Source organism: Chitinophaga pinensis DSM 2588 (assembly GCF_000024005.1).
GTDB lineage: Bacteria > Bacteroidota > Bacteroidia > Chitinophagales > Chitinophagaceae > Chitinophaga > Chitinophaga pinensis.
The window spans coordinates 8095609-8122053 of record NC_013132.1; the positions used below are offsets into that span (position 1 = coordinate 8095609).

General features: G+C 45.2%; 22 protein-coding genes and 1 pseudogene. 2 read left to right on the plus strand and 21 right to left on the minus strand.

The features are described from left to right. Positions 1–129 precede the first annotated feature (129 nt). The 8 genes from CPIN_RS31865 to CPIN_RS31900 form a co-directional block, all read right to left on the minus strand. Positions 130–1308, minus strand: a complete 1179-nt coding sequence (locus CPIN_RS31865) for an acetyl-CoA C-acyltransferase (protein ID WP_012794011.1) — start codon at positions 1306–1308, stop codon at positions 130–132. 73 nt (positions 1309–1381) lie between these two features. Further along, the gene (locus CPIN_RS31870) at positions 1382–2038 is read right to left on the minus strand and encodes a hypothetical protein (protein ID WP_012794012.1); all 657 of its coding nucleotides are present in this window, start codon (positions 2036–2038) and stop codon (positions 1382–1384) included. 30 nt (positions 2039–2068) lie between these two features. Then, entirely contained in the window at positions 2069–2863 is a 795-nt protein-coding gene (locus tag CPIN_RS31875; RefSeq protein ID WP_012794013.1) for a DUF3575 domain-containing protein, read from the minus strand. Further along, positions 2863–4074 (minus strand): LVIVD repeat-containing protein, encoded by a 1212-nt coding sequence (locus tag CPIN_RS31880; RefSeq protein WP_012794014.1) that lies wholly within the window; start codon positions 4072–4074, stop codon positions 2863–2865. Before CPIN_RS31880 ends, CPIN_RS31875 begins: the two co-directional genes overlap by 1 nt. A 161-nt stretch (positions 4075–4235) precedes the next feature. Then, positions 4236–5819: a RagB/SusD family nutrient uptake outer membrane protein gene (locus CPIN_RS31885; RefSeq protein ID WP_012794015.1), complete on the minus strand. Its 1584-nt coding sequence runs from the start codon at positions 5817–5819 to the stop codon at positions 4236–4238. 11 nt (positions 5820–5830) lie between these two features. Beyond that, positions 5831–9223 (minus strand): SusC/RagA family TonB-linked outer membrane protein, encoded by a 3393-nt coding sequence (locus CPIN_RS31890; protein ID WP_012794016.1) that lies wholly within the window; start codon positions 9221–9223, stop codon positions 5831–5833. A gap of 87 nt (positions 9224–9310) precedes the next feature. Next, positions 9311–10297 carry a FecR family protein gene (locus CPIN_RS31895; RefSeq protein WP_012794017.1) on the minus strand — a complete coding sequence of 329 codons (987 nt, stop codon included), beginning with the start codon at positions 10295–10297 and terminating at the stop codon, positions 9311–9313. 98 nt (positions 10298–10395) lie between these two features. Then, a complete protein-coding gene (locus CPIN_RS31900) occupies positions 10396–11031 on the minus strand; it encodes an RNA polymerase sigma factor (protein WP_187294712.1) in 636 nt (211 codons plus the stop codon). 380 nt (positions 11032–11411) lie between these two features. Between CPIN_RS31900 and dnaG the strand changes: the two genes are divergently transcribed. Beyond that, a complete protein-coding gene (dnaG, locus tag CPIN_RS31905; RefSeq protein ID WP_012794019.1) occupies positions 11412–13400 on the plus strand; it encodes a DNA primase in 1989 nt (662 codons plus the stop codon). Between the two features lie 96 nt (positions 13401–13496). Here the strand turns inward: dnaG and CPIN_RS31910 are convergent, their stop codons facing one another. From CPIN_RS31910 to CPIN_RS31925, 4 genes are all read right to left on the minus strand, one after another. After that, on the minus strand, positions 13497–13991 hold the full coding sequence (locus CPIN_RS31910) for a dihydrofolate reductase (protein WP_012794020.1): 495 nt from the start codon (positions 13989–13991) through the stop codon (positions 13497–13499). A gap of 43 nt (positions 13992–14034) precedes the next feature. Further along, a complete protein-coding gene (locus CPIN_RS31915; protein WP_012794021.1) occupies positions 14035–14829 on the minus strand; it encodes a thymidylate synthase in 795 nt (264 codons plus the stop codon). A 31-nt stretch (positions 14830–14860) separates the two neighbouring features. Then, complete coding sequence (locus CPIN_RS31920; RefSeq protein WP_012794022.1) at positions 14861–15301, minus strand: hypothetical protein; 441 nt, start codon at positions 15299–15301, stop codon at positions 14861–14863. Between the two features lie 147 nt (positions 15302–15448). Then, entirely contained in the window at positions 15449–16627 is a 1179-nt protein-coding gene (locus tag CPIN_RS31925) for a proline dehydrogenase family protein (RefSeq protein ID WP_012794023.1), read from the minus strand. 207 nt (positions 16628–16834) lie between these two features. On the opposite strand from CPIN_RS31925, the gene CPIN_RS31930 reads away from it, so the two are divergent. Then, on the plus strand, positions 16835–17620 hold the full coding sequence (locus CPIN_RS31930) for a FecR family protein (protein WP_012794024.1): 786 nt from the start codon (positions 16835–16837) through the stop codon (positions 17618–17620). Between the two features lie 144 nt (positions 17621–17764). On the opposite strand, the gene CPIN_RS31935 is transcribed toward CPIN_RS31930, so the two are convergent. The 9 genes and pseudogenes from CPIN_RS31935 to CPIN_RS31975 form a co-directional block, all read right to left on the minus strand. After that, a complete protein-coding gene (locus tag CPIN_RS31935; RefSeq protein ID WP_012794025.1) occupies positions 17765–18010 on the minus strand; it encodes a hypothetical protein in 246 nt (81 codons plus the stop codon). A gap of 112 nt (positions 18011–18122) precedes the next feature. Next, positions 18123–18524, minus strand: a pseudogene (locus tag CPIN_RS39795) (DUF6934 family protein). 138 nt (positions 18525–18662) lie between these two features. Beyond that, a complete protein-coding gene (locus CPIN_RS31945; RefSeq protein WP_012794026.1) occupies positions 18663–19871 on the minus strand; it encodes an NAD(P)/FAD-dependent oxidoreductase in 1209 nt (402 codons plus the stop codon). A gap of 119 nt (positions 19872–19990) precedes the next feature. After that, on the minus strand, positions 19991–21022 hold the full coding sequence (locus tag CPIN_RS31950) for a sugar phosphate isomerase/epimerase family protein (protein WP_012794027.1): 1032 nt from the start codon (positions 21020–21022) through the stop codon (positions 19991–19993). Positions 21023–21233: 211 nt separating this feature from the next. Next, the gene (locus CPIN_RS31955) at positions 21234–22286 is read right to left on the minus strand and encodes a bile acid:sodium symporter family protein (RefSeq protein WP_012794028.1); all 1053 of its coding nucleotides are present in this window, start codon (positions 22284–22286) and stop codon (positions 21234–21236) included. A 37-nt stretch (positions 22287–22323) separates the two neighbouring features. Beyond that, positions 22324–23238, minus strand: a complete 915-nt coding sequence (locus CPIN_RS31960) for an RraA family protein (RefSeq protein ID WP_012794029.1) — start codon at positions 23236–23238, stop codon at positions 22324–22326. Positions 23239–23307: 69 nt separating this feature from the next. Beyond that, positions 23308–24546: an amidohydrolase/deacetylase family metallohydrolase gene (locus tag CPIN_RS31965; RefSeq protein ID WP_012794030.1), complete on the minus strand. Its 1239-nt coding sequence runs from the start codon at positions 24544–24546 to the stop codon at positions 23308–23310. A gap of 157 nt (positions 24547–24703) precedes the next feature. Beyond that, positions 24704–25948, minus strand: coding sequence for an aminotransferase class V-fold PLP-dependent enzyme (locus tag CPIN_RS31970; protein ID WP_012794031.1), 1245 nt, complete (start codon positions 25946–25948; stop codon positions 24704–24706). Between the two features lie 34 nt (positions 25949–25982). Further along, positions 25983–26444, minus strand: coding sequence for a RidA family protein (locus CPIN_RS31975; RefSeq protein WP_012794032.1), 462 nt, complete (start codon positions 26442–26444; stop codon positions 25983–25985). Between the last annotated feature and the right edge of the window lies 1 nt (position 26445).

The window sequence follows — 26445 nt, forward strand, 5'->3', positions numbered from 1 at the left end:
ATAAAAAGAGAAAGGCGTCCTCAACTAGTAGGACGCCTTTCTCTTTTTATAGTTTTATGCCGCTGTTGACAATATTCTGTTTATCAGAACTTTGCCCGGCAGCAATTCTTAATTCTTAATTCCTAATTCCTAATTCTTAATTGCCTCAATCACGATCGCACTCGCTCCTCCTCCCCCGTTACAAATACCAGCCACGCCATAACGGGCATTATGCTGATTGAGGATAGAACTGAGCGTTACCACAATACGTGCGCCGCTACAGCCAATAGGATGACCCAGCGAAACGGCTCCTCCCCATACATTCACTTTATCCTCAGGAATACCCAGATCCCGTTCATTTGCAATCGGTACGCAGGAAAATGCCTCGTTGATTTCCACAAAGTCCATATCCGCTACCGTCAGTTTTGCCTTTTCCAGTGCTTTGGTTACCGCTTTTACCGGTGTGGTAGTAAACCATTCAGGCGCCTGAGAAGCATCCGCAAAGCTAATGATCTTCGCCAGTGGCTTCAGACCCAGTTCTTTCAGTTTCTCGCCGCTTACCAGTAATACCGCGGCAGCACCATCATTCAGATTAGAAGCATTGGCAGCAGTGATCGTACCATCTTTCTGGAAAGTAGGCTTGAGCGTAGGGATCTTATCGAAGTTCACTTTTTTATAATCCTCGTCTTCCGCTACTGTAACCACCTGTTTGCCAGGCACTTCAACAGGCACTATCTCATTTTTGAAATATCCTTTTTCGGTAGCCTCGGCAGACCTTTTATAACTCTGGATAGCGTAAGCATCCTGCTCTTCACGGGTGATCTTATATTCTGTCACACAAAGCTCTGCTGCGTTGCCCATGTGAAAATCCTTGTAAGGATCCCACAGACCATCCCTGATAATGCCGTCAGTCACAGCGCCATGTCCCAGTCTATAGCCATTACGGGCTTTATCCAGATAATAAGGTACATTACTCATACTTTCCATACCGCCGGCCACAACTACGTCATTATCACCGGAAAGGATGCTTTGTGCGCCTAACATAATGGCTTTCATACCAGAAGCGCAAACTTTATTGACAGTCGTACAAGGAACATTGTTCGGAATACCAGCGTAAATACTCGCCTGATTGGCAGGAGCCTGTCCAAGGTTGGCACTGAGCACATTCCCCATATATACCTCGTTGACCGCAGTTGCCGGTACACCCGCTTTTTCAAGTACTGCTTTCATAACGATAGATCCCAGTTGTGTCGCAGACAGGGCTGACAGTGCGCCGTTAAAAGAACCAATGGGGGTACGCACTGCTGAAACTATAAATACTTCTTTCATCCGTATAAATTTAAGTCTCGCCAGGTGGCGGGGCTGTTAAGATTGTTTGGTTTTCACCAAATATAACGGAATTTCAGAAACGGTAGCCCAGCTTAAACCCAAATGCGAACTGCGGATTGAATCCATCTTCGTCAATGCGGAAAAAGGGACGTCCCCACGATTCAGTATAATATGATTCATTGGGCGTCGTACGACGATGCCGTAATCCGACACCAACGTACATATCCATTACAACACGTCCCTTTGCGCCAAAATAACGCTGTAAACCTATATTAGCTGATCCCGCATAAACGCTCTTCTCATATTTTTGCGGTAGAGGCTCAACATTCGGATACGGCATTACATAGTGAATATCTTCGTAGCTGGTCTTTTTATAAGTGCCCATCAGACTCAGATAGAAACTACGGTGCTGATTGCGCCACCACGATGGAAAGATCTTTATCTCCGGTCTGATACGAAAACCTCGTCTGTCCTCTTCATAGCTGTCATAAAACGTGTACAAAACGGCTGTAACTTCTGCTCCGATGGCGACGCTTTCAGACAAACGGTATTCCAGTCCCCAGGTAGGTCCACCTTCCGGCTCTGTTAATGAACTGAGCGTCGTATTTAATAGGACGCCCTTCTGACTGTATGTCTTTTTATCCCCGGTTTTCTCTTCTTTTTTCTCCTGTGCGAATGCAATACCAGCGATAAACAGTATAGAAATTGCTAACAGTACATGTTTTTTCATAAGGAAATATTTGGGGGGGGGAATGTTATATCAGAAGCGATAACCTATTTTCAATCCTACAGGAAAAGCGCCATCCCATATGTTATTCCTGTCAGGCGCATCATCGAAGTTATAATTCCTGTCTTCCAGATAACTGTTCGGTGGCACCGGCCTGTCATAGGTAAACTTCCTGTATTTCAACCCAAGACCTACATATGCTTCAAACACGATCCGGTGATTGTTGCCAAAGAAGGTCTGGAAACCAACCTTGCTATCTGTTCCGAACATTTCTTTGGTCTTGCCATAAGTGGATAGTTGTTCGTAGTCGGCACTTCCATCTCTGGGATCAACGTTCATTTTTACGATACGCTCTTCATAGAAACTAACTTTCCTGTAAAAGAAATCCTGTGAAAAGAATAAGCGATGTTTGCCGTGTTTTCCTGAAAGGTAATACCTGATCTCAGGACGCACATAATACCCTTTAGCTTTCGGTGTAAACTGTCCACGCATATCATACAGTTTCTTTTCGTCGATGAAGATCCAGCCGCCTTCCACCAGAACGCCCCAATCTGGGCGAAAACGATATTCAATAGCAGCTGAGATACCACCATCAGGATGATGCAGGGTCAGCAGATTGCTGCTCACTCTCCATCCTGTCAGAATAGAATCAGGGAGCGGCCTGGCTTTCTTTTCATCTCTTGCATCATTGTGTGTTCTATGTGCATATGATACGAGATGTGTGGTAATGCCAGGTTCACCACCCTTATCTTCAGGTTTCTTTTTATTTTGACCCATTGCAGCTATCGCAATGAGCAAACAGACAAATACAGTGTATAGGTGCTTCATTAATAAACGAGTTTTGAGATAACCTTAATAGCAGCCGGAGAGCTGATATCATAACAGTCTATGCTTATATTACTACGGCAATACAGCTGTGTACCACGAATCACTAAATCTATATATGGCACAGCTTCTTTATCTGCCAGACGCGTAAGAGCAGGCGCCGAAGAAACATCCACCACACTGATACCTTTTGGTGTTGCAGCATACAGATAATTACCCGACAATGCCAGCGCATAGGTTGAGTCAAAAGGCAGCGCACCCTTGGCAACAATGCGATAGTCATCTTCAATATCGCTTACTGTCAACGTAGTGGAAGAAACTGGATAACACAGTCGCTTTGCCGGGTTAGGTGCAGCATAGATATGACGGCCAGCAGGCAACATCGCATAACAGGAACTTAAATTGGTCAGCATCGTCCTGTATTGTATAATCAATGGATCACTGATATCGTACAATGAACCACCTGTTCCTCTGACATCGGTTGTAATTAACATGTCATTAAATGCATACAGACTATCCATTACTTCACCGGTCTGATACCTCGATTGCTGTACCGGGGCCAGTGGTTGTGTAACAGAATAGGACACGATATCTGTGTTGTCAGCCAGATAAATATGCCCTTTATTGCCCACTATACCGGCGCTCAGGCGAGGGCGCTGTTCGCCATATCCATCATAATATCTGAATTGCGTGCGGCATTTGGGATCATTCACCTTTGTCAGGTGCCAGCCGATCACGGTACCCTTTGTAGGGACAGGGCATTCGAAATATACGTTGCGGAAAGGCGGGAAATCCTTCTGGGTCCAGACCCTGGACACACGCGCTACATGCGTTACGGAGGGCAGTTCCTTCAGCGGGACCACTATCAGGTCATTATAATTATCTGCATACAGATAATCGCCCTCTATCAGGGCTTTCTGAAAACCGGGAATACGCAGAAATCCGGTCTTCACGGGGTGCGCAGGATCCTGATAAGAAATGATATGCAATCCGGAGTCACTTTCCTCCTGGAGGATATAAGTGCCGTAGGTATACAATTTTCCAGCGTTCCGTATGGCTCTAGCTGGTTGATAGCTGATCTGCCGGAGATTGGGATTATTGTCGTAAACAGGCACGTAAGCATCCACGTAACCACGTTCCCAGCGATCGTCCAAACATCCCCCCAACAAAAAACAAGTAATTAACAGTACATAGGTCAGTAATAGGCGGGCCATTATAGGTATTTTACAATTAAGCGGACAGAGATAACCGGAAGTTACACGTGAAGGGTTAAAAAAAAGTTAAGGCCCGCCAATAGAAAAGCCGTCCGTCACAAGACGAACGGCCTCCATTCTCTGAACATACCCGTTTCTTCCGCCAGAAACGGCCACTATTTTTACCAGCCCGGATTATTAGGCAATACAGCCGCATTCAGGGACACCTCACGCTGCGGTACCGGCCACAGATAATCACGTGGTACCTGGAAACTACGTTGTTCCGCCAGTACATGTTTACCATAATCATCCTTCCTGTTCGCATCGAAGTTGTTCAGGATACCGTATGCCGGTCCTGCCATCACCGTTTCTGCGATCTTCCAGCGACGGATATCAAACAGACGGTTGTCTTCCAGCGGGAACTCTACTCTTCTTTCTCTTCTCACCGCTTCCCGCAGGGCTACCTGTCCGCTCACCTTCGCAGCTGTCAGAACAGGCATCATTACATCAGTTCTTTGTCTTACCTGGTTGATAGCGTCATATACGGACTGATCAATCTGGTTGGCTTCAATTTTAGCTTCCGCATAATTGAGCAGCACTTCTGCATAACGCATTAACACCACGTCGTTGTAGGAGTTATTATCCCAGTTACCCTGAATATCGCGAGGGACATATTTCTTGTAGTAATAACCAGTGAAAGATGCGTTTCCTTTGCCCAATGCATCCAGACTATTCAGTTTGGTCACATCGATGGTTACGTCATTCACCTGTACCCCTGGCACTACCACGGTCATTTTCAGACGTGGGTCGCGATTATCAAACGGATGTGCCGGGTCATAGGTAGCTGACTTGTCGATTGTCAGACCGTCTGTACACTCATAGGCATCTACCAGTGATTGCAATGGCGTAATCTCTGACCATCCACCCAGTGAAGGTCCGCCAACCCAGGTAGCCATCGCATTAGGCTGTGTGTTTTTCACATAGCGTGCAGAGAAGATGATCTCATGGCTGTTTTTGTTGGTACCATCAAAAAGACTCAGGTAATTTGGATCGATGATGTAAGTACCCAGGGTCATCGCAGCCTGTGCTGCCGTAGCCGCTTCTGCATATTGTCCTTCATAAAGTAATACACGGGATTTCAATGCCAGCGCTGCACCACGGGTGGCGCGGCCTTCCTCTCCTGCATCATATGATACCGGTAAAGCAGCACTGATCTCGTCCAGTTCTTTCACGATAAATGCTGCTACATCTGCACGGGAAGTACGCTTCATCACAAACTCGCTGGTTGGCGAAATAGTAGTTCTTAATACCACATCTCCATACAACCCGATCAGCTGCTGATAAGCATAAGCTCTGATAAAGCGGGCCTCTCCTTTCAGTCGGGTCAGCATGGCTTCAGATAATGCTTTATCTCTGTCAATATTTTCCAGTACATCATTACAGGAAGCGATCATCTTGTAAAAGTTGCTCCAGAAGTTGTCGAACATGCCGGTACTGATAGAAGCACTACCATTTCCCACATAGATCGCATCGCTGGGCCAGTTACTCCAGGCATAGCTATCGTCTGTCACACAGGAGATAAACATGCGGTTATCCACATCCCCCAGGCGACGGTAGCAGTTATTGACAGCGTTGATCGCATCATCTTCTGTCAACCAAAACGTTTCCCGGCTCACAGCATCCTGCGGCTGTTCGTCCAGTACTTTTTTACAGGCTGACACCGATGCCAGACCTGCCAGTGCGAGTATTATTGATAATTTCTTCATGGCTGCTTAGTTTAGAATTGCACATTTAATCCAAAAGTGAACGTCTTCACCTGCGGGTAGTATCTGCTATCATTCGGAGATTCCGGATCGATGTCACTTGCAAGAGAAGAGAAGGTCAGCAGATTCTGGCCACTCACATAAAGACGGCATCTGTCAAAGCCTGCACGTTTCATGATTTGAGAAGGCAATGTATAACCCAGCTGTACACTTTTCAGACGTACATACGCGCCGCTTTTTACCCAGTAAGAAGAAGACTGATAGTTTTGCAGTGTGCTTACAAGTCTTGGGAAATCTGCACCGGTATTGGCTGGCGTCCAGCTGTTCAGGTGTTCTTCTCTGAAGTTACCATCAGTATTGGTTGGCGCTCTTTCAATCGGTAAGGTGTGGATATCTACTTTACCTACTCCCTGGAAGAAAGCGGTAAAGTCAAAGTTCTTATAGTCTGCCCCCAGATTAATACCATAAGTATATCTTGGAATATTGCTACCCAGGTATACCATATCGCCACCTTTATCAACAGCACCTTCTTTTACCTGTTTGTCGCCATTCTGGTCTTTGTAAATCAGGTCGCCTGCACCTGTAGTCGGGAATGGCTGTGTTGCATGTCCTGCTACCTGTGCTGCATTCTGGAAGATACCTTCTACCTGGTAACCATAGAAGCTACCGATCGAATTGCCGGTTACAAGCCCTGTATAGATGTAGTTATTGTCCCTTGAGATAGCGTCTGTGTTCTTAATATCAATGATCCTGTTACGTACGTCAGACAGATTAGCGCCTACGTTATAGTTCAGTTCACCGATCTTACCACGGTAGTTCAGTGCGATTTCCCATCCTTTGTTTCTCACTTTACCTGCATTCTGCGCGGAAGGATCCAGACCAATGGAAGGAGCGATCGGCAGGAACAACAGGATGTCGTTGGTGTTCTTCACATAATAGTCAAAGGTAAAATCCAGGTTTTTGAAGATCGTACCATCCACACCTACATCGGTCATCACAGTGGTTTCCCAGGTCAGTCCGGAGTTAGGATAGATCGTGATACCCGCAGTTGGTTTCAGTACACCACCGAAAGGATAGCTGTTGTAATAATATTGTGACTGGTAAGGGTAGTTAGTGGTCAGTTTATCTCTGTCCAGGATCACGTCATTCCCCAGTTTACCCCATGAACCACGCAGTTTCAGGTTATTGATAAAGGATACTTCTTTCATGAATTCTTCACCGGAAATACGCCATCCTGCGGAGAAAGACGGGAACAGCCCCCATTTCTGTCCTTCAGAGAAGCGGGAAGAACCATCACGACGAAGGTTTGCTTCAAACAGGTATTTATCATCAAAAGAGTAGTTCAATCTGCCAAAGAAAGACACCAGCGAGTAGGCAACTGCGTTACCTTCTGTAATCTGTCCGTTCTGTTCACCCGCATCAATCTGATTCAGTCCGCCAGCCAGATTTACCCTGTAGCCGCTGAGATCATCGGTGGTTTCTGTAAGGCGGGAAGCACCACCTAATACGGTAAAGTTATGTTTACCAAAGTTCTGGGTGTATTCAGCCAATCCCTGATAGTTACGGAACCAATAGCCCTGATAAGCTTTCTTCACGGAGTTTTGTCCGAGTGGCAGCGGATCCTGGTTCGTGCCTGGATCTTTGAAATAGATCAGTGTTTTCTCACGAGTGCTGTTATAATCGGATCTGTAGTTAACGGATGTAAGACCGGTCAGTTTTAAACCTTTTACCAGGTTGTAAGTAGCTTTGAAGTTACCCGTAAACAGGTTGCTTTTGTACTGATACAGGCCACCTTCTTCCTGCAGGCGGATCGGGTTCTGTCCACCTCTGATCACCGGCCATGTGCCATCTGCATATTTGGTCGGATACAGCGGGTTAATAATAGCTGCCTGTCCGAACTGATACCATGCCGAACCGGAAGCGCCCTGTGGCTCCTGTCTGTCGCCAAGACGTGCCGCGATATCAGCGTTGAAGGTCAGTTTCTTTGTGACATTGATATCTGTATTCAGACGTACTGTGATACGATTGAAATCCATGTTTTTGATCAGACCCGTCTGATCGAAATAATTGGTAGAGAAGCGATATTTCACGTCTTCTGTACCACCGCTGATACCCAGACTATGTTCCTGTTGAAAACCGCTACCGGTCAGGATAGCATCCAGCCAGTAATTATCCGGATTAACGAAATTATCACGATTAGGATTATCGTATGCAGCGATCTGCGCAGCTGTATAGGAGGCAGAACCACCTGAATTAGAGGCAGTCAGATTCGCCAGATTCATAAAATCTTTCGCGCCTACATATTTCGCCAGACGTGCAGGCGTCTGCCATGCGAAGTAGTTGGAATAGGTAACCTTGGGTTTACCGGATGCACCTCTTTTCGTGGTGATCAGGATCACGCCATTAGCAGCTCTTACACCATAGATAGCAGAGGAAGCAGCATCTTTCAGTACGGACATGGAAGCGATATCATTTGCATCGATATCGTTCATGTTCATCTGCACACCATCTACCAGTACCAATGGATCAGTACTATTCATCGTACCGACACCACGGATACGTACGGTACCCTGGTCTACACCCGGCTGCCCACTGATAGTAGTCACTGTTACACCGGAAGCAACACCCTGGAGTGCAGAGGACACCTGTCCTACTGGTTTCCAGTTCAGGTCTTTCCCATCCACCGCAGCGATTGCGCCGGTCACGTTTATTTTCTTCTGTGTACCATAAGCGACTACCACCACTTCATTCATAGCAGTAACGTCAGCTGTCAGTTTTACAGCGAAAGATGTACGATTGCCTACTTTTAATTCCTGTTTGGTATAACCGATAAAGGAAAATTCGAGTACGGCATTTTCATCAGGTACCTGTAAAGACCAGGAGCCATCAGTGCCAGTACTTGTACCATTAGAAGTACCTTTTACAAGTACGGTTACACCCGGTATCGGCTGACCTTTGTCATCAGTTACAGTACCTCTTACAGGGATTGCCGCAGGTGCTGCTACTGCCAGTGTTTCCGCCAGCTGTGCAGATGTATTTTCACCGGCAGGAACGGGTGCATCGGCAGGTTCATCATCCTGAGAAAATACGATATAGAAACTGTCACCCATCTTCTTATAGCGAAGCTTATTGGGACCGGTGATGTTTTTCAATTCTTCTTCCAGTGAAGATTGTTTTGTGTTTTCCACATGTGACAACTGCAATTTTGCGAGATTGCTTTTGTACATGAAGTGCACATTATATTTTACTTCAAGCCCATCCAGCACATTTTTCAATGACTTTGTCTGTGATCTTTCAAGAGGGCGTAGGGGTTTTCCCAGCGAGGCCAGGTCCTGCCCTTCTGCTGGCATATGGCAATAGCATGCCATGCCCATAGCAGCCATAAAGGCACTAATGAACTTGTTCATGAGATTTAAATTTGAGTGATTACCTCTGCTGCGGTCACTGCCTGCCGTTGTACACCAGCCAGCAGTTTTTACTGCATTTTGTTTTTACTATTTAGTTTCCTTCTCAATAATGACACTGTTGTCAACATGGCTCACCTTCAGGTGAAATAGTTGCGAAAGCCCTCCCAGCAACATATCAATCTGTTGTCCCGGTACAGTTCCTGTGAATCGTTGCTGTAACAAAGCAGCATCTCTGATCTCTACAGTTACGCCATAGGTGTCTTCTAACAATTGTGCCAGTTCCGCGAAGCTGGCGTTTTCAAAATGAAGATTGTTTGTTTTCCAGGATGAATAGCTTTGTGCGTTGGTGTTCTTCCTGACTTTTGTGCGCACCTGTTCTTTGTATTCAACAAGATCTCCCGGTTGCATAATGATCGCATCTTCCGGTGTTCTACTGTTGTGCAGCTTTACCTTTCCGCTGTTCAGCACTACCTGCATACGACCATGACGATCTACGAGGTTAAAGCTGGTACCCAGTACTTCCACATCCATTTCACTGGCGGTGTGTACCATAAATGAGCGGGGAACAGCAGATGGTTTGATGGAGAAAAAAGCCTCTCCTTCTACCCATACTTCACGATTACTGTTACCATCCCATTTACCGGCATAGCGTAAGGTACTGTTGCCATTCAGTGTCACGACCGACTGATCGGGCAATACGACAGTACGTACTTCTCCGTAAGCTGTTTGAAAAACAGTAGCGCGATGACTACCGAACATTCTCCATCCGCCATAGACGAGCAGTATCGAGCCCGATAACATGGCAGCCACTTTGAGACCTGTAAACCGGCGGTTCCGGCGATGCCGTAACTGTTCCTGACCTGTAGTATCCAGTATGCGCTGGTAAAGGTCTGCCGCCTGTGATGTAGACATAAGCATATCTGGTTTTTCACTATCCAGTTCCTGCGTCATGGCAGTTTCCAGATATTCCCGTCCTTCGGGCGTGGTAAACCATTCCAGTACTCTTTCGTATTCTTCAGGAGTACATTGGTTGTGCTCATACTTATGTAGCAGACTTTGGTCGAATAGCTCCATAATGTGGATTACAGTGATAAAATCAACGAGTAAATAGTTACGTCTGTATAATACTACACCTGGGAAAATGAAAAGTATTATACCGGCAGAAAAAAAATTTAAAAAAAGATAACAAGGAGAATAACCAGGCCGAAGAGGGTACTCATCATGATCTTGAGGACGTGGCGCAGGGCTTTGCTGGCCTGGGCATATTGAAATTTGACGGTATTGATGGACAAACCGAGTTTTTCCGCTACTTCTTCATTACTCAGTCCTTCATAGGAACGGAGGCGGAAGATCTTTTTCTTCTGGGCAGACAAACTTTCAACGGCGCGTTCTACCACCTTTCTGTAATCATTCAATATAACGGTGGATTCCGTGTCACGATGATCAGCAGCAGCATTGTATAATAGTTCGTATTGTTTGGAAAGGCTACGTTTATGATCCCGGATAAGGTTCAGTACATGAAATTTCAGGCATTTAAAGAGAAAATTACGAACGCCCTGTACCGGATCAAGTTCTTCCCGGTGTACCCAGACTTTTACAAAAGCTTCATGCACAGCATCTTCAGCAGCCGTATCGCTTTTCAGGTATTTATAGGCAGTACCATACAGTAACTGATGATAGGTAGCGTATAATTCCTCAAAAGCGGTATGATCACTATTGCGCAGGCGTGCTGCCAGCCGTTGGTCGTTATTAATAAAATGCGTTAACACAAATCTGTCCCCTCTTGGTAGTGCTGTTTTGGTTTTCAAAAACGTGTTAACCGAAATTAGGATATGCTGTTCTTTAAAAGGCATGTTAAATTACCACATTAAGGTACTTTTTTACCATATGTAATTTTTAGGCGGAATATTTAAGCTGATTTACTATCAGTTAGGCCAGTTTCCCTCCTGAAATAAGGAAGGTGGTGCTATCAGCGCAATAACAGGCTCAGATATTCGGGACAAGTTATAGATAAGCCGTAGATAACCCGTAGATAAGGGGTTATCTCCCATATACAGATGATATACAACGCCTTAAAAGAAATAGTAGCAATGGGCTTAAAATATTATCAGTCCCCCTGGTTTTGGAATAAGAACCGATTCCTGCCCGGTGAATTTTGCTTAATTTGCTGTCTGAATTTTTAACGCCATTGATTTCACAGAATACCATACAACAGATACTCAGCCGGATTGACATTGTGGAGATAGTAGGCAATTTCGTGAAACTGAAAAAGCGCGGCGCCAACTATCTGGGACTTTGTCCGTTCCATAATGAGAAGAGCCCTTCCTTCACTGTTACTCCCAGCAAGGAGATATTCAAGTGTTTTGGTTGCGGACAGAGCGGGAATGCCATTAAGTTCATCATGGAGCATGAGAAGTATTCTTATGTGGAAGCACTGCGCTGGCTGGCGCAGAAATATGATGTTCCGATTGAAGAAACAGAGGTAAGTCCGGAAGTCAGACAGCAGCAGCTGATGGCTGACAGCCTCTACATCATCAATAATTTCGCACGCGAATACTTTTCCAATACCCTTTTCAATACAGAAGAAGGTCAGAATGTCGGGCTAAGTTACTTTGAGGAACGCGGTTTTACACAGGAGACCATCCGCAAGTTTCAGCTGGGTTACAGTCTGAACACCTGGGATGCTTTTACTAAAACCGCCCTTGCCAAAGGTTATAATCTTGATTACCTTCAGAAAACAGGGCTGGTCACCGTCAGGAATGAGCAACCCGGCGATAACTACCGTGGTCGTGTGATCTTCCCCATCCATAACCAGAGCGGAAAGGTATTGGGATTTGGCGCCCGTATCCTGGTTAAAAACGACCGTGCGCCGAAGTATGTCAACTCACCAGAGAACGAGATCTACGTTAAAAACCGGGTACTGTATGGTACTTACTTTGCCCGGCACGCGATTGATAAACTGAATGAGTGTCTGCTCGTAGAAGGTTATACGGACGTCGTCTCCCTGCATCAGGCGGGTATTGAGAACGTGGTGGCGTCCAGCGGCACCTCCCTTACGCAGCACCAGCTCAGGCTCATTAAGAAATATACCAACAACCTCACCATCCTTTTTGACGGGGACAATGCGGGCGTAAAAGCGGCATTGAGAGGCCTGGATATGGCCATCGAGGAAGGCCTGAACGTAAAACTCGTTTTAATCCCCGATAAGGAGGATCCGGACAGTTACGTACAGAAGATAGGTGCAGACGCTTTTCGTGAGTTTATTGCCAATAATAAGCAGGATTTCGTACTGTTCAAGCTACAGATCTCCATGCAGGAGGCAGGCAATGACAGTAGCCGTAAATCACAGCTGGTAAATGAGATCGCGGAGACCATTTCCAAGATCGATAAAACGGAGGACTTCACCAGGCAACAGGATTACATCCGTCAGTGTAGTCAGTTGCTGAAGATCGACGAACAGGGGCTTATTAACCTGGTCAATAAATTCATCCGCGAGCGTTTCCAGAAGAAAGAGCAGCAATTCAACCGGGAGAACAATAATAATAACAATGCTGCTCCTGCCATGGACGACGATCTGTCTCCGGAGGCCATTGCCGCTATGGAGGCGATGGAAAATGGCGGGGAACCGGCAGTTAACTTCTTCAATCCGGATGAAAAGCAGGAAAGAGAATTAGTGAAGATACTCCTGCGTTTTGGCGACAAACCTTTCAGTGAGGAAGATCAGAGTACGGTGGCAGATTACATTTTCCACCTTCCCTATGATTTTGAATCACTGGCGGATAATGAAATGGTGAAACGTATACTGCGGGAATACAAAGTGATGTATGACCAGGATAGTCTGCCGGATAAAAAATGGTTCCTCTATCACAATGATCAGGAAGTGGCAACGCTGGTAGTGGCTATTATGGAAGATAAGGAAGCTGAGCTTAGCACTGCCTGGAAAGATAAGTTTGAGATTGATACCGTGTATGGTGATAATGCTTATCTGAAAGATACTATCTCTACTACGAATTACCTGATTTTAAGAAAGATCCGGAAGATGATCATGGAGAATCAGCAGGAGATGGAGCGATCTACTGTATTTGAAGACCAGATCAAATGTATCGAGATGCACAAGCACCTGAAAGTACTGGAAAACGAACTGACACAGGGACTGGGAACGGTTATTTTCAGATAAGTTTTCCCGACTGGTATCATATAAAGCGAATGGCCTGGCTATGTAGTCAGGCCATTCGCTTTATACGATATTACTTTGTCAAAGTAATGAAATTGATTAATGTTCTCTTTCCCACACCTGGAAGGTCAGGGCATGCGCATGTTTTTCATCTTTTTCATGCCTTTCATTCTTTACCAGTTTCCATCCTCTCGGATCGAATTCAGGGAAATAGGTATCTCCTTGTACTGTCGCATGTACACGCGTCAGGTAAACTCTGTCTACTATAGATAAAGCCATTTTGAAGATCTCACCACCACCGGTCACGAAGATTTCTTCTGTACCAAAGGTTTTAGCCTTTTCGATACCTGCTTCCAGGGAAGGCACGATGTGCAGTCCTTCGGCAGTATAGTCTTTCTGACGGGTGATCATGATATTAGGTCTTCCCGGCAATACTCTTCCCAGTTCTTCGAAAGACTTACGACCCATTACGATAGGTTTCCCCATCGTTGTATCCTTAAAGTATTTCATATCAACCGGTAAATGCCAGGGCAGGTGATTATTGATCCCTATTACATTATTTTCAGAAGCCGCAACGATTATAGAAAGTGTCAAGCAGTAAACATTTAGAATTAATAAAGTGATATCTCCGGTCCTCTTATATGGCTACAGGCGCCTTGATATGAGGGTGATGCTGATAGTTCAGCAGTTCAAAGTCTTCAAATTTGAAGCCGAATATATCTTTTACCGCCGGATTAATCTTCAGTACAGGCAGTTCAAATGGCTGACGGCTGAGTTGCAGTTTCGCCTGTTCCATGTGATTGCTATATAGGTGTACGTCTCCGAAAGTATGTACAAAATCGCCTGGTTCCAGATCACATACCTGCGCCATCATCATCGTGAGGATTGCATAGGAAGCGATATTGAAAGGTACGCCGAGGAATACGTCCGCACTACGCTGATACAGCTGACAGCTCAGACGGCCTTCTGCCACGTAGAACTGGAACAGACAGTGGCAGGGACTCAGCGCCATATCTGGCAGGTCGCCCACGTTCCAGGCATTCACGATGATCCTGCGGGAATCAGGGTTATTCTTGATCGTTTTTACTGCTTCTGTGATCTGATCGATCACTTTGCCGTCTTTGGTTTCCCAACTACGCCATTGTTTACCATAAACTGGTCCCAGGTCTCCATTTTCATCTGCCCATTCATCCCATATGCTCACACCATGATCTTTCAGGTATTTGATATTGGTATCACCGTTCAGAAACCATAATAATTCATATATGATGGATTTCAGGTGCACCTTTTTGGTGGTGACCATGGGGAAGCCTTCCTGTAAGTTAAATCTGAGCTGGGCGCCAAAGCAGCTGGTTGTGCCTGTACCGGTACGGTCTGTTTTCACACTGCCTTGATCTATAATATGTTGGAGTAGTTTAAGGTATTGTTCCATGGAACAAAGTAACGAAAATTTTGCCTTTACCTTATTTTACGCGGACATATTTGGTCGAACAAAAGTCAAGACAATATGTGTTGTCGAGGAATAATGTATCTTTTGTCAACCGGTGAATAATAAAATTACCGATCTGCGCCTGTGGTTGTGAAGCTTTATACAGGTTTAACAGGGTATCCCTGGAGTCGCTGTCAGGATGTATGATATTTAACTGGTAGGTATCATATATCATCTGTGTCGAGACAAATAAGCCATTAAAAGAAAAGGTAATATGGTCTTTCTCTGTAACAGGTTCCCATCGCAATGGTCCACCGGTAACTGTCAGAAAAGATACGGCTTCCCATTCGCCCTGCAAGTTGGCTACTGTTTTTGGTAGTAAAGCATCATCTACCTGATGTTCGTTCTTATCTTTTTTACAGGCAATAAAGGCTAGGGTCATAGCAACAGCCATGAACAGTACAGCATTTTTCATAACATTAATATTTATCTGATTTTATGGAAATTCGTGCCTCACCCTAATCAACGCTTCTGGTTGAATTAAAAAAGCGTCTCACAACAGTTGTATATACTGTCATGAAACGCTCTTCATATTGGAAAGTTACAACGTCTGATAAAATTCCTAAATACCTCTGCGCTTTCTCTCCTTGCGGATAAGACCTAATTCTCTGCCTACCTGACCGGAGATAGAGGTATTTTCCTGTGCACGGCGGAGGAGGTACGGCATTACGTCTTTTACCGGACCATAAGGCAGGTATTTGGATACATGATAACCGGCATGTGCCAGGTTAAAGGTGATGTTATCGCTCATACCCAGGAGCTGGGAAAAGCTGACATGTGGGTGATTGTGTGGCAGTTCCTGCTGGTGTAACAGACTAGCAGCCAGCATACTGCTTTGTTCATTATGTGTACCGACAAATACAGCCAGCTTATCAAGACGCTCCATACAGAAGGTCACAGCGGCATTGTAGTCACGGTCGGTAGCTTCTTTATCCGGCTGGATCGGAGAAGGGTAGCCCATCTCTTCCGCACGTTTACGCTCTTTTTCCATGTAAGCGCCTCTTACCAGTTTAGCTCCGAGCAGGTAGCCCTGCTGCTGTGCCTTCTCGAAAGAACGTTTAAGAAAGGCCAGTCTGTCGTGGCGGTACATCTGGAAAGTATTATATACAATGGCATTCGTTGTATTGAACTGTGCCATCAGTTCTTCAGTCAGGTCATCTACCGGCTGCTGGATCCAGGATTCTTCCGCATCAATCAGCAGACCCACCTTATGTTTAGCGGCAGTCGCGGCGATCGTTTGTATACGCTGGCGTACCCTTGCATACTCTGCTGCCTCTTCAGGCGTCAGGGTTTCGTTGGCATGGAGTTTTTCCAGCAGACTAAAGCGGGCAAAGCCGGTCACTTTAATAGCGATAAAAGGAATGTTGGGATTACCTGCGGCATATTCGATCGCGCGAACGAACTCAGGTACCGCATGGTCATAGTTTTCCTCCCCTTCCATGGCTTCAACACCATAATCCAGTGCTACACCAACGTGGAATTTACCCAGTGAGCTGGCTGTAGCAGCAGCCTCCTGGAGGTTTTCGCCTCCGCAGAACTGGCTGAAGATGGTGCTACGGATCAGTCCCTTAATAGGTAATCCGATTTTCAGGGCAAACGGTGTCACCGCTGCTCCCACTTTCACCAGCCAGGGCTTACCTATATTGGTAAACAGGAAGTCAGCTTTTTTTAATGCTTTGTCTGTCTTTGATTCAAAAGCTATGGCGGTATTCTCGAATGATAATGATAGCTGCTTTTCCATGGGCCGCAAAGTTATCGTACGGCGGGATTTCAGCAAAAATGATCTGGGAACTATAACAATTCGATTACAATCGTTTCGAAAACATCTAACGAAAATCTCTCTTTCTTAGAGAAATCATCCAAGAAATTACCCTTATTTAAACTCAATAAAGCTACCTTCCTATATTTTTTCTTTAATTTTATATCTTCATCAAAATCAGTATTCCCAGTGCCTTCCAATCAGCAGCATTCTTTAACCCGCCGGACAGCGGGCTTTTTCGTACTTATTATACTTTGTTCAGGGACGTTTCTGTTTTCCTGTAAACAAGGCAAAAAAACAGTTTTAGGTGGATTTCAGGAAGCCGGGGTACAATATACCACTTATGAGGGCGCCATCGGAGAACGCAAGAAAGTCACTTTACCAGGCGGAATAAGCGTTATTTTAAATAGTCATTCCCGTCTGCTTGTACCACCGGATTTCACGACAAACCATACTCTTTTACTGGACGGGGAGGCTTATTTTGATACGACAGCATTCCCGCTGACTGTCAAGACCAATATCCTGGTAATGACGGCAAAGACACCTGCAGCTTTTAAGATCCGTTGTTTTGAAGCGCAGCAGGGCGCGACAGCTTATGTTTTAAAAGGAGAAGTAGAAGTGAAGAAGTCTTACCATTCCAAAACAGATACCCTGCCGGAGTCATTAGCTATCGGCAATATGGTACTGGCGAACAAAGAGATCGATCTCATGGAAAAAGAGACGTACCATCCGGTAGATATGGAAACCTGGTTACAGGATAAACTGGTTTTCCATGATGAACCGTTTATGAATGCGGTAAGGAAGCTGGAAGAATGGTATAGTACAGAGATTTATGTGGATGGAGATCCTTCACATGCGGGTGGTGTGAATGGCGAGTTTCAGGGAATGACTTTGAAGAGTGTGCTGGAGAAGATGAAAGAGACAGCGAAGTTTAGTTTTGATGTGAAGAAGAATAAGGTGATGATTGAGTTTTAATATTTAGCACCACCGATAGGTAAATGCATGCTTTGATATAGGTTATTGAGAACGATTTGTCTTCTGTGATAACCGGGATATCAAAGCATGCATTTTTCGTTTTATAGCATCAAAAAAACAACCTCATCAAATTTGAATAAATCTTTATCCGGGATTAATAACATTCCCGGACTCGCAAAGAGCTGCCCGACTTTTTGCAATTGCCAGATTTCTCTTCGCAAGTGTTACTAAACGATCGGGAATAGGGCACTTTTCAAGACTAGCCTTAGCTTGTTCAAATTTCTTTTTAAAAAACGGATCATCAGAATAGTCTCTCATGTTATTGTCAATAGTAAATTGAGGCTTGGGAAAAGTGTAATCATTTTTTCTTTTTGATGTAGCCAATTTCATAACTTCTCTTTTTAGTTATAGTGATCATTTAATATCTAAAGCACTTTGTTACTTTCTGACAGCAGACAGCGCCTGATAATTTCTATTCCGCTGAAATGGTTCCCAGTCATCATTAATTTTCCCTTCTATAAAAAAAAAACTTAGTGACCATTTCCCAGTTAGAATTTATAGTCATTTGATACAAACGCGTTCGCGCCGCTGTACTTCCTCCTCCATAAATAAGACAACCAGGATTCTCCTCTGTAAAATCCATAATCGTACCGGCAACTGTTGACAATACTTTATTCTTATCATTATTATACCTGTCGATCACACATTATCCCTGCGCTATCGTCCCAATCGCCGAAGCAAAGATTATATGCCAGTGCCCCATCATTATCGTTATAAAGTTCCTGTAGTTAACAATTTTCTTTATCCGCCCATTCGGACCTTCACTATGAAATTCAAAAAATCCGGTGGTCTGGTTAACTGAACAATGGTATGTATCTAAATTCATGACTGCAAAATAATGCATCCACCATCACGACAATGATGCCGGGCAAACATGCATAAAAGTGAATAAAAAACCTATTAGGAGAAAAAAAGTGAACAAACTGACAAATCGAACAAATATGCTTTCAAACAAGCCATAGCAAAGCATTTAAGCGAAACACTACTCCCCTCTTCCAAATGCAAACATCGAATGCACCTTCTCTTTTTTACCCTGAATAATATCAGTCAATATCTTCGCAGCAATCTGGCTGAACGTAATACCATTCCCACCAAAACCCAGTGCAAAAAAGGTACGCGGCATAGCAGGATAATTACCAATAAAGGGAAGTCCATCTCCGGTAGTAATAAAAGTACCTGTCCATTCAAATGCAGGTATAAAAGGTATATGCGGGAACTTCTTTTCAAAATCGCGTTTAAGCGCAGCAGCTTTTTTATGGATCAGTTTATCACGACGGGAAGGATTATAAAATTCTTCATCTCGTCCTCCAATTAGCAGCCGCTTGTCCATCGTAGGACGCATGTACAGATAAGGATCTTTCGTTTCCCATATCAGACAGTCATTATACCAGCAGCAGTCCTCGCCGGCTACACTTTCACTTACGACCGCATAAGTGGAACGTAGTTCAATCAATGGTTCTTTGATGTATTGGGAGGCTTCGTATCCTGTAGCAATAATCAGATATTTTGCCTTGATGTCATAGCCTTCCGATGTGTTGGCGATAACGCCATTACGCGTGTGACGAATACCCGTGACACCTGTTTTATCAAAAACTTCCATCCCCTTGCCGATATTATACTGATGCAGGGAATGTGTCAGCATATAGGCATCTGTCTGGGCGGCAACAGCTGAATAAATAGCGCCAGGTGCATCAAATCCCATGTTCTTTCTGACCATTTCATCATCCCAGTAATCCACTTCGAAACCAGCTGCTTTCCGCGCAGCAAACTCCTTCCGGATCAAGCCAAGGTCTTTCTTGTAGGAAGCGACAAAGAGACTTTGTTTGCGGTCAAACCAGGGCGCCTTTATCTTTTTACAGATCTTCTCCAATGCGAAGATAGCTTCGTAACAAAGATGATAAGCGTTAACAGCGTTCTTCTCTCCTATTTTCGCTGACAGCTCTGTCAAGGGGATATCGATCTCATATTGCAACAGGGAAGTGCTTGCACAGGTACTTCCCAGCCCGATTGTACGCGCATCCACAACCGTAGCAGGTATACCAGCCTCCGTCAGATAAAAAGCCGCTAATGCGCCTGAAATGCCTCCTCCTATGATCAAGACGTCAGTACTAAGATCACGATTCAGACGGGGGTAGTTAAACGGCAGACCATATCTGACCAATGAATAAGGATATCCGGATTGAAGATCCAAGGGGAACAAGTTTAGTTAACAGAAAGCAGGCAATTATTGTACCCGGGGTATCTGGCTAAAATAAAAACGGAGGCATATCTATACGACATACCTCCGTTTTCTTCAATTCATCTCAGGCGTCAGCTGATTTCTGCGCCTACTTTCTTCAGCAACTCCAGCGTCTTGCGAACACCTTCCTCTTCAGAGAGCCTGGTGCCTTCATACTCGATTCCGATATGACCTGTATAACCGGCGTCCTTCACTATTTTTAGCATCTTGCGATAGTCTGTTTCGATACAGTTACCTTCTGCGTCAAAGTCGTGCGTTTTAGCGCTTACTCCTTTTGCAAAGGGCATCAGTTCTGTTACACCCTCGTAACGATCATACTCTTCCAGGCATTTTGTAGCAGCCCAGCCCTGTGGTGTATTATCCACAGGTTTGGTACGATTCAGGCAAAAGTTACCGAAGTCGGGTAAGGTACCGCAGTTCGGCATATTCACCTGTTTCATTACATTGGATAACCATTTACCATTGGAGGAGCTGCCTCCATGGTTTTCCACGATCACGCTGATATTGTGTGTATTGGCAAAGCCGGATAATTTAGCCAATGACTCAATCACCGCTTTGGATACATCATCTGGTTTGCCCTCTCCCGCTGCATTTACGCGGATAGCATGACAACCCAGATATTCAGCTGCTTCTACCCATTTGTAGTGATTTTCCACAGCTTTCGTTCTTTTCTTCACGTCCAGATCTCCCATCTCACCTTCTCCGTCAATCATAATGAGTACACTACGCACACCATTGTCGCTGCAACGCTTCTTGAGATCTGCCAGGTATGCCTTATCGGTAGCTTTATCTTTAAAGAACTGATTCACATACTCAACTGCCTCGATACCAAAGTCATTCTTTGCTTTTGCGGGGAAGTCAAGGTGATTCAGCTTACCGGAAAATAAAGCGTCATGAAAGGACCATTCTGCCAGAGAGATCTTAAAGAACAGCTCCTTCGCCGCAGCAGCGCCAGAGGTGCCTGCTACGTTGGTACTGTCTTTGCTTTCCTTTGTGGAAGCGCCGTTGTTGCAGGCGGCCAGGACAGAAGGCAAGAGGCCTGCTCCCATTGTATACAATGCCATTTGCCTGAGAAATTCCCTACGGTGTTTAGGATTGTTCATATACGTGGTTTTGTATAACAAAATACAATTTATGGGTCAAAGTGAGTAACCTAATAAAAAAAACCGTAAAAAATTACCTTAAAAGAATAGTTTTTTCACATTTTGTGATTATCTTGATAGCCACTTAACTTGTAATTCCCGTTTGTCTTTATGTAATATTCCACTCAAATAATGTGCGACGCATTGTTTTCAGCACATTATACGTGATAAACTAAAGCCGTTCCGTTTCCAGCGGGACGGCTTTGTCATTCAGTTCCACCTCCACCGGTGGATGCCTGTGCCACCAGGATGCCAGCAGTGAGCCGGTTACATTCATCAACGGACCAAATACAGCAGGCGCCAGGCCGACAGTAGCAATCTTACCCATGTTTTTAGCAATGGCCGTTGCCAGTCCGCCGTTCTGCATACCTACCTCTATCGCTATTGTACGGCAATCCTGTTCATTCATCCTGATCAGGCGGCATAACCAGTATCCCAGCCCATACCCGGACAGGTTATGTATCAATGAAGATAGGATCAGCAATACCCCTACATCCAGCAGACTCTCCCGTCCTTTAGCCGTAATAATGACAATTATAAAAGCGATCGCCGACATCGAGATCTTCGGCATGATGTTATCCAGCCATTTCAGTTTGCCGCTAAGGAAATGATTAAATACCAGTCCTCCCGCTACCGGAAGTATTACGATCTTGCAGATATCCCACATCATCGCTGTTACACTGATATCCACATAGCTGCCTGCCAGCCAGCGCATCAGGAAAGGCGTCACAAAAGGCGCCAGCATAGTGGAAACAGCTGTCAGGGTGACTGACAATGCAAGATTCGCTTTCGCCAGATAAGAGATCACATTAGAAGCCATCCCACAAGGCACGGTACCTATCAACACTACACCTGCCGCTATCTCCGGCGGGAACTTAAACAGATGCGCCAGGAACCAGCCGACGAAAGGCATAATGGTGAAATGGCAAACCACACCTGTAAATACGCCCATCGGCATTTTAATAACGCCATAAAAATCACGTACGCTCATGGCTGTTCCCATACCAAACATGATGATCTGTATCAGTGGCGTGATCAGCTTCGACAAGTCAAAACCACCCACAGTCAGAAAGTATTGAGGATAATACATAGCGGTTGTCACTGCCGCGAATATGGTCAGCGTATATACAAAACCGCGCGTCTGTTCACGTCTGGAGCAGATAATAGCCAGTACGATCCAGCACGCAATGATGAAAGGCCCGGCAAAGGGAGGTATTGTACTCATAAGTGGAAACATTAATCAATCATAGTTATTAATCAGACTACCAGGTCCGCTTCTCTAACATTTTGTCGAGTGCCTGACGAGTCATAGGTTGTTGTCCCTGTTGTTTGTGCTGCCAGTCCAGGAAGGCTTGTCTGATCGCATCCGGCCAGTTATTGTCAAGCTCACCGGGCGTATACTTACCTGCCTTCAGCATCTCAAAACTGAACTTATCTTTTACCTGGATAAAAGCAGCGATCCCTATCACCTTTTCTGCAAGATGCGCCGGTACGAATACCACCCCTTCACTGGAGGTTAAGACAAGATCACCAGGTAATACCACCGCACGACCGATACGCACCGGCACATTCAAACCCGATAACATTACATTCTTCAGAAAAGAAGGATCCCAGTCTCTTACCAATGCATTGAATCCTTCAATTTCTTTCAGTCCTTCCAGGTCTCTTGCAGCAGCATCGAATACCACGCCGTTACCAGATCGGGCATAGATAGCATTCCCCAGTGTAGAACCTATCAAAGTACCGTCCGCAATCTTCCCGAAACCATCTGCCACATACACATCACCTTTGCTCAATTGCTGTATAGGCCAGGAATTACTATTACCTTTAAAACCTTTCTGCTGTCCTCTCTCCTTCACATGTGCTTCAACATCCGGACGTGCAGGAATAAACATCGCTGTTACTGCACGTCCTATGATAGGTTTGTTATCATAAATCATTTTCCATCCTCCATCAAACTGACAGTGATAGCCCTCTCCTTCCAGTATGGTCCAGACATCGTCCAGACTCACCGTACGCGCCTGTTCTATGATGGCGTCGGGTATTTTGGGTCTACCATCAGGAAAACGTTCTCCTTTCCAGTCAGCAGTCAGGAATACCAGTTCCTCCTTTGGAATTGTTTGTGCACGGAGAAAAAATGGGACCAGCAATAATGGGAAGAAGTGGAACAATTTCATTCAATTAAGAATTAAAAATTAAGAATTAAGAATTGGTTGCAAGGGAATGACGATTCCATTCAGGAGAGGTTACTTATGCTGTGCTGCTAATCCGTTGAGATCATATACTATCTTACCGGCACGAACGGTTAATTCACACAGTAATTTACTGTCGCCTTCCATACGGGTGTTCGCATCTGTAAAACCGAATTTACCATTTTCCACGCGGAGCAAGGCAATATCAGCAATACTGTGCTCAGACAAACTACCCAGTTCCTCGTGGCGGATTACTTTCGCCGCTTCTGATGTAGTAGCCTTTACCAGTTCAGGTACAGACATCCCCATATTCAGGAATTTAGACATCACGTTCAGCAGGTCTTTCATATCACCGTTCATACTACCAGTGTGGATATCTGTGCTGATCGTGTTAGGAAAGAATCCTGCTTTTAATGCAGGTACAGCCTGTGAATAACTGAAACTGGTGCCGCCATGTCCGACGTCGAAAATGATGCCCTTTTTACGGGCTTCAAATACGAACGGACGAAGTTTACCATTATCATCCACAATTGACATACGCCCCTTTACTTTTGCATAAGCATGGGTAAAAATATCACCGGGACGCAGGTGCTGCATAAAGAGTTCCTCCAGTGACAAAGGCGGATTACTTCCTCCGAAATCGATCATTACAGGCGTTCCTGTCACTTTACCCGCTTCAACCGCACGATCTACCGGCGCCCACTCTGCCCCCTCATAATGGGCTACTTTTACGCCGACTACCCACTGTTTATAACGACGTATCGTCAGCGCTGTCATCTTCCCATCCATATCGGAGAGATCCTGTTCATAGGGACCGCCCTGCATACCACCGCCTACGATATTGATAAATGCCAGTACACGGGTTTTGGAATGCATGATCGTCTGATTCAGGAACTGCTCAAAATTCCGCCAGCCGGAACTGCCGGCATCTACTACCGTAGTAACGCCACAACGAAAGGTAAAACCATCCGGTGCGATCGCATCGTAACTGTTATTAAGATAGCGATTCGGTGTAGTACCGATAAAGTTGTGTGTGTGAATATCTATCAGACCAGGCGTGACATATAATCCTTTTGCATCGACCACGTTCTTTGCAGTAGCCGCATCAATATTGGCAGCTACTTTTGCAATCGTATCATTTAACAATGCAATATCCATCACTGCATCGATACCATTCTTCGGATCAAGAACATGCCCGCCTTTGATCAGCAATGTATATTGCTGCGCGTGAGCATTGACAAATAAAAGGCTCCCTGATACCAGGAGTACCAGGTATTGGATAATGCGCTTCATCTAATTACTTTTTAATGTTGAGACCTGAATGGAGAGTGGTTTCCGTATATACTCACCGTGAAAGCATACAAATTAAAAACAGGGCAGAGCCGATAACGTTAGAGCTTATTGTTACCAGCCCTGCTTGCTCCTGTTAGGTGACTAAACACACCATTTATCAACCATGCGCTTCTGACAGTGCTTTTTCTGTCAGTACTTTTTTTAGTTGTGTTGCTACTATTTTTTCCTGTCCTGGCACCAGCATCCAGGTTGTCACATTGAAAGTATGCTGGTTCGCGCCATCGGCCACTTCTATGGAAGGATTGCCACTACGCAGTTTCTCCCTGACCTCTGCGGCCGTTGCCGGGATCTTCTTGGGATCCCAGGAAATATGTAATGTCGGGATATGATTCGCGACCGGCGGCACCACTACTTTGGTTTCCACACCAGATACAGACTTTACCGCATCGCTGATCAACTTGATCTGCGCTTCCCACATTTTCCACTCCTTATCATGATCTGTACCGAGATAGGTTTCCAGCGCAACGAGCATACCAAGAATCTCTTCTTTATTCACCTTCAGTCCTCTTCCTATGGTATTACCACGCGGCGGCGCACTGAGTCTTCCTGCTTCAATGTATTTCTTTCTGCCCAAGAGCAGTCCCGCGCTCTGCGGACCACGTATGCCTTTACCACCGGAGAAACATACCAGATCATAACCCATAGCGGTATATTTAAACAGGTTTTCAACCGGAGGCACATCAGCCGCGCAATCTATCATCGTTGGAATACCATGAGCCTGAGCAATCCTGAGGTATTCTTCCACCTGTATCTTACCATCGAAGTTGTTCGCATTCAGGAAATACATCAAAGCCGTCTTGTCACTGATCGTCTTTTCCAGTTCTTCTTTTGTTTCGATATAAATCACTTTCAGCCCTACGTTCTTCAAAGCATGTGCATAAGCGATATCATGCGCTTTCTGCATAATGACTTCCGTCTTCATACCGCTGCCTTCCAGGAAAGGCAGCTGTGCCACCTTCTTTTCATCCATACCGGTCAGTACACCTGCTGCCCCTAAGGTCATAGCTGCGGCTGCACCGGAAGTAACCGTTGCATATTCACAACGGAGCAATTTTGCGATACGCTGTCCAACCTTATCCTGCAATTCATCCAGCAGCACATATTCTTTGGAGGCGTAATTGATCGCGCTCATTACTTCGTCCCGCATCAGGGAACCCGTCATGAAGGTATATGTACCGGCCGCATTGATAAACGTACGGATACCCAGTTCTTTGAAATAGTCTTTTGCACCTGCTGCCGCTTGTGCTGATCCGTCAGTTAAGGGCAATAGTTTAGCGCTGCCTGCAAATGCACCGAATACGGGTATTGCAGACATATTTTTCAATAAGTCTCTGCGTTTCATATGTAAAAAGAAAAGAGTAAAAAAAAGCGTTTCTTTAGAGGGTAGCGATGCAATCCATCTCTACGAGAGAATCGCCCGGCACACCACCATAAACAGCTACTGTAGTGCGTACAGGAGGGTTACTGCCAAAACGCCCTTTGTATACTTCGTTCATTGCTTTGTAGTCATTCAGGTCGTGCAGGAACACACTTACCTTCAGCACCTTATTCATAGAAGAACCTGCCTTTATCAGTACTTTCTCCATTTCTTTCAGTACGTGGTCTGTATGCGCTTTGATATCGCCTTCAAAGTGAGCGCCGATACCTGCTACGAATACCATGTTGCCATGTACTCTGAAGCTGGAGAACAACGGTACATCCTGGTCATATACAATTTCGCCCTGTGGCGCACTGTCGGGTAATGCCGGAGCGGCGGCTTTTGCGATGGCGTTGATACCTGTTATACCAGCCAGCGTGGCTGCCATCTTCTTTAATACGGATCTTCTCTGGTTTTGCATG

Excerpts from the sequence above, each read along its gene's own strand:
- CPIN_RS31865 (WP_012794011.1), bottom strand. The coding sequence starts at position 1,308 with ATGAAAGAAGTATTTATAGTTTCAGCAGTGCGTACCCCCATTGGTTCT.
- CPIN_RS31870 (WP_012794012.1), bottom strand. The coding sequence starts at position 2,038 with ATGAAAAAACATGTACTGTTAGCAATTTCTATACTGTTTATCGCTGGT.
- CPIN_RS31875 (WP_012794013.1), bottom strand. The coding sequence starts at position 2,863 with ATGAAGCACCTATACACTGTATTTGTCTGTTTGCTCATTGCGATAGCT.
- CPIN_RS31880 (WP_012794014.1), bottom strand. The coding sequence starts at position 4,074 with ATGGCCCGCCTATTACTGACCTATGTACTGTTAATTACTTGTTTTTTG.
- CPIN_RS31885 (WP_012794015.1), bottom strand. The coding sequence starts at position 5,819 with ATGAAGAAATTATCAATAATACTCGCACTGGCAGGTCTGGCATCGGTG.
- CPIN_RS31890 (WP_012794016.1), bottom strand. The coding sequence starts at position 9,223 with ATGAACAAGTTCATTAGTGCCTTTATGGCTGCTATGGGCATGGCATGC.
- CPIN_RS31895 (WP_012794017.1), bottom strand. The coding sequence starts at position 10,297 with ATGGAGCTATTCGACCAAAGTCTGCTACATAAGTATGAGCACAACCAA.
- CPIN_RS31915 (WP_012794021.1), bottom strand. The coding sequence starts at position 14,829 with ATGGAACAATACCTTAAACTACTCCAACATATTATAGATCAAGGCAGT.
- CPIN_RS31920 (WP_012794022.1), bottom strand. The coding sequence starts at position 15,301 with ATGAAAAATGCTGTACTGTTCATGGCTGTTGCTATGACCCTAGCCTTT.
- CPIN_RS31925 (WP_012794023.1), bottom strand. The coding sequence starts at position 16,627 with ATGGAAAAGCAGCTATCATTATCATTCGAGAATACCGCCATAGCTTTT.
- CPIN_RS31935 (WP_012794025.1), bottom strand. The coding sequence starts at position 18,010 with ATGAAATTGGCTACATCAAAAAGAAAAAATGATTACACTTTTCCCAAG.
- CPIN_RS31950 (WP_012794027.1), bottom strand. The coding sequence starts at position 21,022 with ATGAACAATCCTAAACACCGTAGGGAATTTCTCAGGCAAATGGCATTG.
- CPIN_RS31955 (WP_012794028.1), bottom strand. The coding sequence starts at position 22,286 with ATGAGTACAATACCTCCCTTTGCCGGGCCTTTCATCATTGCGTGCTGG.
- CPIN_RS31960 (WP_012794029.1), bottom strand. The coding sequence starts at position 23,238 with ATGAAATTGTTCCACTTCTTCCCATTATTGCTGGTCCCATTTTTTCTC.
- CPIN_RS31965 (WP_012794030.1), bottom strand. The coding sequence starts at position 24,546 with ATGAAGCGCATTATCCAATACCTGGTACTCCTGGTATCAGGGAGCCTT.
- CPIN_RS31970 (WP_012794031.1), bottom strand. The coding sequence starts at position 25,948 with ATGAAACGCAGAGACTTATTGAAAAATATGTCTGCAATACCCGTATTC.
- CPIN_RS31975 (WP_012794032.1), bottom strand. The coding sequence starts at position 26,444 with ATGCAAAACCAGAGAAGATCCGTATTAAAGAAGATGGCAGCCACGCTG.